This window comes from Methylothermus subterraneus, from assembly GCF_054656915.1.
The window spans coordinates 49,137-62,203 of the sequence record NZ_BAAHXK010000002.1; the positions used below are offsets into that span (position 1 = coordinate 49,137).

Consider the following 13,067-nt stretch of genomic DNA (forward strand, 5'->3'; position numbering starts at 1 on the left):
TTGGTTTTCGACAACTTTCTTGAGGAGAAGCCGTTATGAAATTCGAGATGGTAGATGAGTTTGGCCAGAACGCGGTCATCAAGGTGATCGGCATTGGCGGCGGGGGCTGCAACGCCGTGGACTATATGGTCAGCAGCAACATCGAAGGCGTGGAATTTATCTGCGCCAATACCGACGCGCAGGCGCTGCGGAGAGCCTCGGCGAAAGTCAAACTCCAGATTGGAGGCGAGTTGACCAAGGGCCTTGGCGCAGGCGCCAACCCGGAAGTCGGAAAACAGGCGGCGATGGACGATCGCGATCGTATTCAAGAGGTGATCCGCGGCGCCGATATGGTCTTTCTGACCGCGGGGATGGGGGGCGGCACCGGCACCGGAGCCGCGCCGGTATTCGCCGAGATCGCCAAGGATCTTGGGGTTTTGACAGTGGCGGTAGTCACCAAGCCGTTCCCGTTTGAAGGGAGCAAGCGGCGCATGATCGCCGAGCGCGGAATCGAGGAACTAAGCCGGTACGTAGACTCGCTGATCACCATTCCCAACGAAAAGCTCCTGCCGGTGTTGGGCAAGGATACTTCCTTGTTGCAGGCGTTTGCCGCGGCCAACAACGTGCTGCTCGGAGCGGTGCAGGGCATTGCCGATCTCATCACCCGGCCGGGCTTGATCAACGTGGACTTTGCCGACGTGCGCACGGTGATGGCGGAGATGGGGATGGCGATGATGGGAACCGGTTCGGCGAGCGGCGAGAACCGCGCCCGCGAAGCCGCCGAACGCGCCGTCGCCAGTCCGTTGCTGGAAAACATCAACCTGCACGGCGCGCGGGGGATCCTGGTCAACATCACCGGCGGTTTGGATCTGTCCATCGGCGAATTCGACGTGGTCGGCAACGTGGTCAAGGAGTTTGCTTCCGAGGACGCCGTGGTGGTAATCGGTACCGTGATCGATCCCGAGTTGCAGGACGAAATCCGGGTGACGGTGGTGGCCACGGGCCTCGAAGGCTCGCGCGCGGCGGAGGCGCCGGTGCGGCTGGTGGAGAAAGCCAGCGATGGCAGAGTCGATTACGACAAGCTGGAACGGCCCACAGTCATCCGCCAGCAGCCGGAGCGGGTGCGCAAACTCAATGTCTCTTCCAGCGCTTCCACCCCGACCACGGACGACGATTTGGATTACTTAGATATTCCCGCCTTCCTGCGGCGGCAGGCCGATTGACGGAGAGCGGACACCGAGGGCAGGCTAAAAGCCTGCCCTTTGGGTTGGTCACAGTCGCATAGGCATGATGAGATGGCGGACAGAGGGGTCTTCCGGGTTTTCCGCCAGACAGCTTAAGGTTTGCTCTGCAAACGAAAGGCGGATGGTTTCCGCGTCCAAGTGAGAGACTGCATCTAAGAGATAAGCGGCGTTAAAGCCGACTGTAAACGGTTCGCCCGCGTAGGCGATTTCCACCGCTTCTTCCGCTTCTTCTTGCTCTGGATTGTGGGCAGAAAGGCGTAAGACTCCCGGCCCGACGTCTAAACGGATGCCGCGGTACTGCTCGTTGGAAAGGATGGCGACTCGGCCGATGGCTTCCTTGAGCGCTGTCCGGTTGCAGCTTAGCACGTGGCGAAATTCCGTCGGAAAGACCCGCTTGTAATCGGGATACCGGGCGTCGATCAGTTTGGCCGAAAACACCGCCGTATCGAGTTCCACGCGAATCGTGCTGGCGGTGATTCGCACCCTGAGGGGGGATTGATCTCCGGTGAGCAGGCGCAACAATTCCTGCACCCCCTTGCGCGGCAGGATGATCTGATGGATGCCGTCCACCTCGGTTTCCAGGGATTGCTCGCACCAGGCCAGGCGGTGGCCGTCGGAAGCGACCGCGCGGATGTAAGATCCGTCCAGCTCCAACAGCAGGCCGTTGAGGTAATAGCGCACGTCCTGCTGGGCCATGGCGTACGTGGTTTTGGTCAGAAGCTTTTTGAGCGCCGCATCGCTCACCTTCGTCGTGAGCGTTTCGCTGCCGTGGAAGCTAAATTCGGGAAAATTGTCGCAAGGCAAGGTGGCAAGGGCAAAACGGGAGCTTCCGGCTTTGATCTCTAAGAGTTTGTTGGTTTTTAACGCGCACTGAAGCGGCGTTCCGGCCGGCAGCAGCCGGCAGATGTCTAGAAGCTTGCGGGCCGAGACGGTAGTCTCCCCGTTTTGGCCGGAGGCCGAAGTGGAGGCGATGAGCTCGATCTCCAGGTCAGTGCCCACAAGCAGGAGCTGCCCGTCTTTGAGCCGGAGCAGAACGTTGGCCAGGATCGGCAAGGTGGAGCGGCGCTCGATGACGCCGGATACCTTTTGCAGGGCTTCGAGCAAGGATTCGCGGGCGATGACAAAATGCATAAGTATCAGCTGATCAGAAGGTTTAACAAAGTAGCATAATCCTCGGCGATTTTGCCGTCGGTTTTTTTGAGTTCTTCGACTTTACGGCAGGCGTGCAGCACCGTGGTGTGGTCGCGGCCGCCGAACAGCTGGCCGATCTCCGGCAGGCTGTGGTTGGTCAATTCTTTGGCGAGCGCCATCGCGATCTGCCGCGGGCGGGCGATGGGACGGCTGCGTTTGGTGGAGAGAAGGTCGGCGACCCGGATTTTATAATACTCGGCTACCGTCCTTTGAATGTTTTCCACGTTGATCAGCTTGTCTTGAACCGCGATTAAATCGCGCAGCGCTTCCTTGGCGAACAGCAGCGTGATCGGTTCGCCAGTGAATTGGGCGCGGGCGGTGACCCGGCGCAAGGCGCCTTCCAGCTCGCGTACGTTGGAACGGATCCGAGTGCCGATGAAAAAAGCCACCTCCTCGGGCAGAGCCACTCCCCACTGCTCGGCTTTGCTCAGCAAGATCGCCACCCGGGTTTCCAGATCCGGCGGCTCGATCGCCACCGAAAGCCCCCAACCGAAGCGGGATTTGAGCCGTTCTTCCAAGCCTTTGATCTCTTTAGGGTAGCGGTCGCAGGTGAGGACTACCTGGCGTTTGCTTTCTAACAAGGCGTTGAAGGTGTGGAAAAACTCTTCTTGCGAGCGCTCCTTGCCGGCAAAGAACTGAATGTCGTCGATCAAAAGCGCGTCCACCGAGCGGTAATAATCTTTAAACGCGTCGATGGCATTGTGTTGCAGGGCAGTGATCATATCCGCGACAAAGCGTTCCGAATGAAGATAAACCACCGACGCGGATGAGTTGCGAGCGACGATCAGATTGCCGATGGCGTGCATGAGGTGGGTTTTGCCCAGTCCTACCCCACCGTAGATGAACAAGGGGTTGTGGGTCCGACCTACGTTTTCGGCCACCTGCAAGGCGGCGGCTTTGGCAAACTGGTTGGATTTGCCTTCGACGAAGTTGGCGAAGGTAAAGCTCGGGTTGAGGTTGTTCGTGCTCGGTTTTTTGCGGCGTCCTCGTTTGCTTTGGGCGCTAAAGGAAAGGACAGCAGGCGTCTTGTTGGCTCCGTCTCTGCGGGTTCCAACTTCGAGAACGAGTTGGGGGGCACCGTCGGCGTTTTGCGGCAGGGCGGCCTCGATCTGGTCGATGAAATGCTCCTTGACCCAGTCGAGCACGAACTGATTGGGAGCCAAGAGCTTGAGCTCGGAACCGTTCTCGACGGCCTGCAGGGGGCGGATCCAAGTATTGAACTGCTGAATGGGAATTTCGTTTTCGAGTTTTTGGATACACCGATTCCACAGATCGCTCATAGGTTGGCCATGAAACCATGGGATTGAACCGCCGACTCCGGTCGTCGAGGAGAGTCCTACGAGCCGGGGGAGATACTATACCGGATTTGCGGCCCCCTCACAGCCTTGACATGGAGCCTGTACTAAAGTATCATTCAAGCTATTTTTATTAAGTTTTTCAAATAATTAGGAGCTGCAGGAAGATGAAAAGAACTTATCAGCCCAGCAAAATCCGCCGTGCCCGAACCCACGGGTTTCGAGCGAGGATGCGTACTCGGGGGGGTCGTAAAGTCATCGCCTCCCGGCGCGCAAAAGGTCGAATCCGGTTAGCGCCGTAAGGGTTCTGGCGGGATTTACCTTCCCTAAAACTTCGAGGCTGCTGCACCCTGCCGAATTTAGCCGGGTTTTCGATCAACCTACGATATCGGCAGACGAGTGGTTTAAGGTGTTGGCGCGGCCTAACGACAGAGGTTATGCGCGGCTGGGGTTGGCGGTTCCCAAACGCAAGCTAAAAAAAGCCGTCGAACGCAATCGGATCAAACGCTTAGTGCGCGAAAGTTTCCGTTTGAATCAATCGAATCTTCCCGCGGTCGACATCGTAGTGCTTGCAAAATCTGCGGCAGCCACCGCCGAGCGGAGCGTATTATGGCAATCCTTAGCCGAGCATTGGCGACGCTTGAGCGCGCTTGCCGGATCTTTTTGATCGCAGGGATTAGATGGTATCGTTTCCTCTTCAGCCCTTGGCTAGGGAACCAGTGCCGCTTTTATCCCACCTGTTCAGTCTATGCCTTGACCGCCATCGAGCGGTTCGGCGCGGCGCGCGGCGCGTGGCTGGCGGTGCGCCGCCTGCTGCGCTGTCACCCTTGGCATCCAGGGGGAGTCGATCCGGTCCCAGAGCAATTTTGGAATAACAAAAATGGATAATCTGCGATTTTTTTTGATCCTGATGACCATCCTGCTGGGCTATATGTTGTGGGAAGCCTGGCAGCGCGACTACGGCCCCAAGCCCCCCGAGCTCCGGTCCGAATCGGCCGCCCAACCGCTGCTGCCTCCGCAAGTTGCGGCCGAGGCCGCCTCGAGCGCGAAAGCGGGCCTGGGTTCCCAAGCCGGCGGCCGGGTCGTGGTGCAAACCGATGTCTTACGTGCCGAGATCGCCCTGGCCGGCGGCGACCTCAAGACAGTGGATTTGCTCAAATATCCGATTGCCAAGAACAAGCCGGATGAACCGGTCCGCCTGCTTTCCGACGCGCCCGAGCGGCTGTTCGTCACCCAGACCGGCCTGTTGGGCGAGGCGAAGATCGCCCCCCAGCACACCGAACTGTGGCAGGCTGAGGCGCAGGAATACCGCATGCAGGGGTCGCAGGCGCTGAAAGTGCCTCTGGTTTGGCGCGGCGACGGGGTCGAGATCGTCAAGACCTTCACTTTTGAGCCAGGCAGTTACGAAATCAAGATCGACTTCCAAGTCACCAACACCTCGCCGGCGCCTTGGACTGCCCGCCTGTACGGTCAACTCAAGCGCACTGCACCGGCAGCTCAGAAAGAGGACGACAACGCCTTCATCCGTACCTACACGGGGGTGGCTTGCCGGCGCGCCGACGAGCCTTACGAAAAAATCCCCTTTGGCGACATCGAAGACGCCCCGCGGAACTGGGAGACCGAAGGGGGCTGGTGCGCCATGATCCAACATTATTTTATCGCCGCGTGGCTGCCGCCTGCCGAGCAAATCAACCATTTTTACACTAAGGCGCTGCCCAATCGGGTTTACCTCGTCGGCTCCTATTCCCCCGAGTACCGGGTGGCGACGGGTGAGACCAAGACTTTCAGCGTGCGCTACTACATTGGCCCCAAGCTCCAGCGGGTGTTGGACAAGGTCGCGCCGGGGCTGGAGCTGACCGTCGATTACGGCGTCTTTACCCTCATCGCCAAGCCCATCTTCTGGCTGCTAGAGCAGTTTGACAAGCTGTTTGGCAACTGGGGTTGGGCGATCGTCGCCACCACCGTGGTGATCAAGGCTTTGTTTTACCCGCTGTCTGCCGCCAGTTTTCGCTCCATGGCCAAGATGCGCGCGCTCCAGCCCAAGATGCAGGCCTTGAAGGAGCGCTTTGGCGAGGACAAGCAAAAGTTCCATCAGGCGCTGATGCAGCTCTACCGCGAGGAGAGGGTCAACCCCTTGGGCGGGTGTTTGCCGATCTTGGTCCAGATCCCGGTGTTCATTTCCCTCTACTGGGTGCTGGTAGAAAGCGTGGAGCTGCGCCAGGCGGCGTTTCTCGGGTGGATTACCGACCTGACCGCCAAGGATCCTTATTTTGTCCTGCCGGCGCTGATGGGGGTGACCATGTGGATCCAGCAGAAGCTCAGCCCACCTCCTGCCGATCCGGTTCAGGCGCAGGTGATGAAAATGTTTCCGTTGATCTTCACCGTGTTTTTCGCTTTCTTCCCGGCCGGCTTGGTGCTCTATTGGGTGGTGAACAACGCCTTGTCTATCGTCCAGCAGTGGTGGATCAACCGCCAGATCGAAGGTGCCAAGCGTATCTAGCGACCACATCATCGCTGCGCCTGCCACTCCTCCCGGCCGGGGGGCGGTGGCGGTGGTGCGGGTGTCCGGCCCCGACCTCAAATCTTTGGCTTTGGAGCTTACCGGCAAACCGAATTTAAAGCCCCGCCACGCCCATTACGTGGCCTTTTTGGCCGAAGACGGCAGCGCCATCGACCGGGGGCTGGCGCTTTATTTCCCTGCTCCGCGCTCCTACACCGGGGAAGATATGTTGGAGCTGCATTGCCACGGCAGCCCGGTCGTGGTCGAAATGCTCCTTAAGCGGCTGTTCCAGTTGGGGGCAAGGCCGGCCCAGCCGGGGGAATTTAGCCGCCGCGCTTTCCTCAACGGCAAACTCGACCTAGCCCAGGCCGAGGCGGTGGCGGCGCTGATCGAAAGCGCCTCGGAAGCGGCGGCCCGCGCCGCCTTGCGCTCCCTGGAAGGGGTGTTTTCGAAACAGGTGCATCGCCTGATGGAAGCGCTGACCCAAATTCGGGTGTACGTGGAGGCAAGCATCGATTTTAGCGACCAGGACCTGGACCTATTAGGCCAGGGGGAAGTCGCCGAGCGCCTGCGGAATTGGTTGGAAGACCTCAAAGACTTAACAAGCCGCGCCCGGCAGGGACGCCTTTTACGGGAAGGAATGCGCGTGGTGATCGCAGGTCCCCCCAATGTGGGCAAGTCCAGCTTGCTCAATCGCTTGGCCGAGCGGGAGGCGGCGATCGTCACCGAAATCCCCGGAACCACCCGCGACCTGGTCGCCGAATACCTCAATCTCGATGGATTCGTGCTGTACCTCATCGATACGGCGGGCCTGCGCAACAGCGAGGATCCAATCGAGCGCGAAGGGATGCGCCGTGCGCGCCAAGCCATGGAAAGCGCCGACCGCATCCTCTTGGTTTTAGACAGCCGCGATCCAAGCGAGGGCGAATCCTTGCTGGCCGAGCTTCCCACAGGCATCCCGGTGACCCGGATCTACAACAAGATCGACCTGAGCGGCCTGCCTCCTGCCGTTACCGAAACCCCCTCCGCGGCGGTTTACCTTTCTGCCCAAACCGGCGCCGGGGTCGAGCTGCTCAAACAACACCTAAAGCGCAGCGCTGGGTTTGAGGCCGAGGCTGAAGACGCCCTCGCCGCTCGCCGCCGCCATCTGTACGCCTTAGAGCGGGCGGAGGATTTTTGCCTTAAAGGCTACGAGGAACTGCAAGGCCGCGCCGAACTTTTGGCCGAGAACCTTCGCCTGGCCCAGCAGGCGCTGGCTGAAATCACCGGCGAGGTGACCTGCGAGGACCTATTGGGCCGGATTTTTTCCGAGTTTTGCATCGGCAAGTAATTTATGCGAATTCTCGCCCTGGAAACTGCTACCGACGCGTGCTCGGCGGCCTTGTATTGCCACGGGGATGTCCTTGAGCGCTTTGTGCCGACAAAGCGCCTGCATACTCAGTGGATTCTGAAACTGGTGGAAGAGCTGCTGGAGGAAGCGGGGCTGGCCTTGAAAGACTTGGATGCGCTGGCCTTTGGCCGCGGCCCCGGCGCTTTTACCAGCCTTAGGATCGCTGCCGGTGTGGTGCAAGGTTTGGCGCTCGGGGCGGAGCGGCCGGTGGTTCCGGTTTCGAGCCTGGCGGCCTTGGCCTGGGAAGCATTCGACAAAAGCTTAGCCGACTATGCTCTGGCCGCGCTGGACGCGCGCATGGGTGAGGTGTATTGGGGAGTATATGGCCGCGGGGAAGAGGAAGGCCAGGAAGTTCTGGCCGCTCCTGAGGAGATAAGCGTTCCGGCAGCAGGTTCGTGCGTCGGTATCGGTCCGGGCTGGCAAGTATACGGCGAGGTGCTCTGCCGCCGGGTGGGAAAGGAGCGGCTGCTTGCCGTTTGGCCCGAGCATTGGCCCAGAGCCTCGGCGGTGGCGCGGCTTGCGGCGGAAAAACTCGCCCGCGGCGAGGCGGTGAGGCCGGAACACGCCCTGCCCGTGTACTTACGTGACCGAGTGACGCGCTCCGTTTTCTGAAATCGGCTGCATAATCAGCTCGGCCAGCTTTCATTTCTGAGCTGCCTACGCGGCAGTGAACTCCAGCCCGATGAGCAGACTGGGCATTGGATCTTTCTGAGCTGCCTACGCGGCAGTGAACTCCAGCCCGATGAGCAGACTGGGCATTGGATCTTTCTGAGCTGCCTACGCGGCAGTGAACGATGCCGCGGTGCCTTGCAGTAGCCAGCCAGCTTTCTGAGCTGCCTACGCGGCAGTGAACTTTGTGCGCTAGCGCTGCTGGCTGCGATCAGCTTTCTGAGCTGCCTACGCGGCAGTGAACTGCACATTCTGTCCCGGTTCGAGTTCGACTTTTTTCTGAGCTGCCTACGCGGCAGTGAACAAAACCGGAAAAAGTCTTGGCCACGCGTGGCCATTTCTGAGCTGCCTACGCGGCAGTGAACCCTGTAGAACGCGACATCTACGGCAGGCTGGTTTTCTGAGCTGCCTACGCGGCAGTGAACCCTGTAGAACGCGACATCTACGGCAGGCTGGTTTTCTGAGCTGCCTACGCGGCAGTGAACCTGTGGGGTGGCGACCGCGATCCGATCACAATTTTCTGAGCTGCCTACGCGGCAGTGAACATCTATGGCGTGGATGCGCCAGAGAAGGCCCATTTCTGAGCTGCCTACGCGGCAGTGAACGAGATAGTGGATGAAGCCACCCGGGGTCCATATTTCTGAGCTGCCTACGCGGCAGTGAACTTGGGCATCCAGAGACGCTCGATGAGCGTGAATTTCTGAGCTGCCTACGCGGCAGTGAACACCGATGCGCTCGGCGATGGAGTCGATCGAAATTTCTGAGCTGCCTACGCGGCAGTGAACCGCATGACGCAGGGACGCGGCGGGCGGCTTGCTTTCTGAGCTGCCTACGCGGCAGTGAACAGTCGGGCTGCTCGATGAAGCAGAGCGGCTTGTTTCTGAGCTGCCTACGCGGCAGTGAACCGATCGATGGTGGACGCTACCAGCTCCTCTGGTTTCTGAGCTGCCTACGCGGCAGTGAACAAGGCAGGAGGCCTTCGACTTCGACGAGGGATTTTCTGAGCTGCCTACGCGGCAGTGAACACATAGCGCGTCACGGACTACTGCAACCGATTTTTCTGAGCTGCCTACGCGGCAGTGAACAGCATATCCGACGCCGTCCAGGCAGGACTGGATTTCTGAGCTGCCTACGCGGCAGTGAACGGCAGACGCGCAGGATGCGCATGTGTGCTGTCTTTCTGAGCTGCCTACGCGGCAGTGAACTGTCGGCGTCGGCTCGAGGCAGGCGTCGCATCGTTTCTGAGCTGCCTACGCGGCAGTGAACCCACAACCAACCCGCTTCGCGTCGATCCTACTTTTCTGAGCTGCCTACGCGGCAGTGAACGCGGTGGTTTGCGAACGGGGTTGTGGATAAGTTTTCTGAGCTGCCTACGCGGCAGTGAACGCGGTGGTTTGCGAACGGGGTTGTGGATAAGTTTTCTGAGCTGCCTACGCGGCAGTGAACCAGCCGGGTACTCACTGGCGCCCCCGGCCAAGTTTCTGAGCTGCCTACGCGGCAGTGAACTACTTCCCCGCCAGCACCTGGGAGAGCGTCGTTTTCTGAGCTGCCTACGCGGCAGTGAACAGCGGCAGCAATAGCAGACCGCGCTGCGGCTTTTTCTGAGCTGCCTACGCGGCAGTGAACGGCCTCAAATCAAGCGCCTGCGCCGTCTGCACTTTCTGAGCTGCCTACGCGGCAGTGAACGCCACCGCCGCGCCCACAATCAGCATCGTGACTTTCTGAGCTGCCTACGCGGCAGTGAACGCTGGCTGTTTCGAGCTGGGCGGCAGCTGGCTTTTCTGAGCTGCCTACGCGGCAGTGAACCTGCTCGATGAGGCCGAGCGGCTCGGACTAGTTTTCTGAGCTGCCTACGCGGCAGTGAACGCCACCGCCGCGCCCACAATCAGCATCGTGACTTTCTGAGCTGCCTACGCGGCAGTGAACGAGGCGCGCAAGCTAGTCGGGCTGCTCGATGATTTCTGAGCTGCCTACGCGGCAGTGAACTTCCCAAACCGAAACAGTTCGGGCATTTGATCTTTCTGAGCTGCCTACGCGGCAGTGAACCTGGCCATCGAGCAGGTGGGAAGGCTCGAAGATTTCTGAGCTGCCTACGCGGCAGTGAACCGATACAATCCGAAGGCGAAAGCCTTCCGATCTTTTCTGAGCTGCCTACGCGGCAGTGAACAGGATCCGGTTCCGCCGTGGGTTTGGCGCAGATTTCTGAGCTGCCTACGCGGCAGTGAACCCGGGCTTCAGCGCCGCGCGCGAGCGCATCACTTTCTGAGCTGCCTACGCGGCAGTGAACACCCAGGTGGTGCGCGGCCTGTGGGCGCAGCAGTTTCTGAGCTGCCTACGCGGCAGTGAACGGAGCAAAGCGGCCCAGCCGCCCAATCCAGGTTTTCTGAGCTGCCTACGCGGCAGTGAACGATGCGCCCCACCGCGGCGTCCGACACGCCCATTTCTGAGCTGCCTACGCGGCAGTGAACAAGGGCCAGGGCATCCGCCGCGACGATGTGGCTTTCTGAGCTGCCTACGCGGCAGTGAACCGCACGGCGGCGAATCTCAAGCCCGGCGAGGTTTTCTGAGCTGCCTACGCGGCAGTGAACACAAAAATAGCGGGAAGGGGCGGGACGAGGCGTTTCTGAGCTGCCTACGCGGCAGTGAACCCGTCGCCGCCGGTGGGACTCGACCGGAAGCTTTTCTGAGCTGCCTACGCGGCAGTGAACTCGGCCTTGAGCACAATCCCCGTCGTCCCTGCTTTCTGAGCTGCCTACGCGGCAGTGAACACCGCGCCCAGGCCACCTGGCCATCGGGCCGCTTTCTGAGCTGCCTACGCGGCAGTGAACGAGGCTATAGCGCCGCTCGCCCTCCACGAAGCTTTCTGAGCTGCCTACGCGGCAGTGAACCGCTTGTGACATCCCTGTCCCCACCCTCGGTCTTTCTGAGCTGCCTACGCGGCAGTGAACGGTGCGCGGCAAGCTGGCGCTGGCCGGGTATCTTTCTGAGCTGCCTACGCGGCAGTGAACCTGCACCTCGCCCACGATGGGCCGCAGCACGTTTTCTGAGCTGCCTACGCGGCAGTGAACAGTCACCGTGACGCTGTACCTCGGCCGATTTCTTTCTGAGCTGCCTACGCGGCAGTGAACTGAAGGCGGGCTTGGGTGGGGCCGCCCAGCCCTTTCTGAGCTGCCTACGCGGCAGTGAACGCCTACAACGCCACGCCGCAGGCCGGGCACCTTTTCTGAGCTGCCTACGCGGCAGTGAACTCGGGCGGCGTCTGTTTGAGCCGCTTGACGATTTTCTGAGCTGCCTACGCGGCAGTGAAGTCAAGCGCCTGGCGCAGGACGCCGACCGCATCTTTCTGAGCTGCCTACGCGGCAGTGAACGAAGCGATGGATCGCGAGCGACGAAGACGGCGTTTCTGAGCTGCCTACGCGGCAGTGAACTTTTCACCCGCTGCCACATCCGTGAGCGATACTTTCTGAGCTGCCTACGCGGCAGTGAACCCCGCACTTTCACGATAATGTTGAAGGCTTGATTTCTGAGCTGCCTACGCGGCAGTGAACGCTGGCGCGGCGGCGGGGGCAGCAATCACGATTTTCTGAGCTGCCTACGCGGCAGTGAACACTATCAGCACGTCACCCAGCATCAACTGGCATTTCTGAGCTGCCTACGCGGCAGTGAACCGCAGTTGCATTGCCGGCTCGCGGACCGAAAGTTTCTGAGCTGCCTACGCGGCAGTGAACTGCTGGGTGACGTGCTGATAGTGACTCTCACTTTTCTGAGCTGCCTACGCGGCAGTGAACGCAGAAGGCGTTCAGCTTGCGCAAGAAGAGTGTTTCTGAGCTGCCTACGCGGCAGTGAACTCGTGATTGCTGCCCCCGCCGCCGCGCCAGCTTTTCTGAGCTGCCTACGCGGCAGTGAACTTAAATAGCCATGGCTCAACTCGAATCGCTCTTTTCTGAGCTGCCTACGCGGCAGTGAACTGCGCGCGACATCCCTGTCGCGCACACATGAGTTTCTGAGCTGCCTACGCGGCAGTGAACATCGTGAGGACGCGCGCAGTGGCCATCGAACCTTTCTGAGCTGCCTACGCGGCAGTGAACTAGATTTTAACTTAAAAAAATCCAGATTTTTAAAGGGCTTAGCTAAAGAAATGGCCTTTGATCCTTTTTCTGACCAATTTTATAAGTAATTGATTTGTAAAGAAAATTTACATCGCTCCCAAAAAGGGTCAAAACCACGGCACCGTCGCTTTTGAACTTAGGCCATAGCGGCTAAAACACCCTGGGATGGGCGCCGTCAAAAGCGGTCCGTGCTCGATGAACAGCCTAAAGCGTTGCCCAGTGCTGCGGCTGGTCAAGGTGAGGTAAGGTAGATCAAGCCGTTCGGCAGCGGAGTCGGGAATAATCTCCCGCGCTTGCTCTTCACTCAAACCTTTACGCTTCATCCAGCGGCGGCGTAGGCGCTCGGGGCTGCTTTTGGCTTGCACTCGGCGCACGGTTCGATGGTGCGCGGATGCGGGCACTTGTCGTGCCGCAGAGACCTTTAGGAGATCGGACAGACCGGTAAGCCATCCTAACTCCATCAAACGTTGCAGCATTTGGGCGTCGCCATGCACGCGCAATCGTTCCCCCAAACCGCGATCGACGTTTTCGACATCGGGAAAGCTCACACCGATTTGATCCGTTTTTAGCGTTACCAAGGCACGGTGGAGTTTGGCAAACAGCGCGTTCATGAGCACCGTGGCGGGAAATTCGGGATCGGGAAGCAAGCGAATGTCGATGTAGCGGTCCAGTTTTGGGCCAGTCGTCATG

The 13,067-nt window shown here is 59.8% G+C and carries 10 protein-coding genes and 1 CRISPR repeat array; of the genes, 7 read left to right on the plus strand and 3 right to left on the minus strand.

The window, feature by feature from the left end:
• Positions 1-35 precede the first annotated feature (35 nt).
• Positions 36-1,202, plus strand: a complete 1,167-nt coding sequence (gene ftsZ / locus ACYQ3M_RS02070; protein ID WP_460034388.1) for a cell division protein FtsZ — start codon at positions 36-38, stop codon at positions 1,200-1,202.
• A 48-nt stretch (positions 1,203-1,250) separates the two neighbouring features.
• On the opposite strand, the gene dnaN is transcribed toward ftsZ, so the two are convergent.
• Positions 1,251-2,354, minus strand: coding sequence for a DNA polymerase III subunit beta (gene dnaN, locus ACYQ3M_RS02075; RefSeq protein ID WP_460034389.1), 1,104 nt, complete (start codon positions 2,352-2,354; stop codon positions 1,251-1,253).
• Between the two features lie 5 nt (positions 2,355-2,359).
• Positions 2,360-3,694, minus strand: coding sequence for a chromosomal replication initiator protein DnaA (gene dnaA / locus ACYQ3M_RS02080; protein WP_460034390.1), 1,335 nt, complete (start codon positions 3,692-3,694; stop codon positions 2,360-2,362).
• A 182-nt stretch (positions 3,695-3,876) separates the two neighbouring features.
• Here dnaA and rpmH point away from each other — a divergent pair, with 182 nt between their 5' ends.
• From rpmH to tsaB, 6 genes are read left to right on the plus strand one after another with little or no spacing between them, the layout of a single operon-like run.
• Entirely contained in the window at positions 3,877-4,011 is a 135-nt protein-coding gene (gene rpmH / locus ACYQ3M_RS02085; RefSeq protein WP_460034391.1) for a 50S ribosomal protein L34, read from the plus strand.
• Between the two features lie 41 nt (positions 4,012-4,052).
• Positions 4,053-4,376: a ribonuclease P protein component gene (gene rnpA, locus ACYQ3M_RS02090; protein ID WP_460034635.1), complete on the plus strand. Its 324-nt coding sequence runs from the start codon at positions 4,053-4,055 to the stop codon at positions 4,374-4,376.
• Entirely contained in the window at positions 4,319-4,597 is a 279-nt protein-coding gene (gene yidD, locus ACYQ3M_RS02095; RefSeq protein WP_460034392.1) for a membrane protein insertion efficiency factor YidD, read from the plus strand. The genes rnpA and yidD overlap by 58 nt, the downstream gene beginning before the upstream one ends.
• Positions 4,590-6,209, plus strand: coding sequence for a membrane protein insertase YidC (gene yidC / locus ACYQ3M_RS02100; RefSeq protein ID WP_460034393.1), 1,620 nt, complete (start codon positions 4,590-4,592; stop codon positions 6,207-6,209). Before yidD ends, yidC begins: the two co-directional genes overlap by 8 nt.
• On the plus strand, positions 6,193-7,539 hold the full coding sequence (mnmE, locus tag ACYQ3M_RS02105) for a tRNA uridine-5-carboxymethylaminomethyl(34) synthesis GTPase MnmE (RefSeq protein ID WP_460034394.1): 1,347 nt from the start codon (positions 6,193-6,195) through the stop codon (positions 7,537-7,539). The genes yidC and mnmE overlap by 17 nt, the downstream gene beginning before the upstream one ends.
• 3 nt (positions 7,540-7,542) lie before the next feature.
• Positions 7,543-8,211: a tRNA (adenosine(37)-N6)-threonylcarbamoyltransferase complex dimerization subunit type 1 TsaB gene (gene tsaB, locus ACYQ3M_RS02110; protein ID WP_460034395.1), complete on the plus strand. Its 669-nt coding sequence runs from the start codon at positions 7,543-7,545 to the stop codon at positions 8,209-8,211.
• A 33-nt stretch (positions 8,212-8,244) separates the two neighbouring features.
• Positions 8,245-12,356: a CRISPR direct-repeat array (repeat unit 28 nt; unit sequence TTTCTGAGCTGCCTACGCGGCAGTGAAC).
• Between the two features lie 128 nt (positions 12,357-12,484).
• Here the strand turns inward: tsaB and cas6f are convergent.
• Positions 12,485-13,066 (minus strand): type I-F CRISPR-associated endoribonuclease Cas6/Csy4, encoded by a 582-nt coding sequence (gene cas6f, locus ACYQ3M_RS02115; protein WP_460034396.1) that lies wholly within the window; start codon positions 13,064-13,066, stop codon positions 12,485-12,487.
• Position 13,067: the final 1 nt, after the last annotated feature.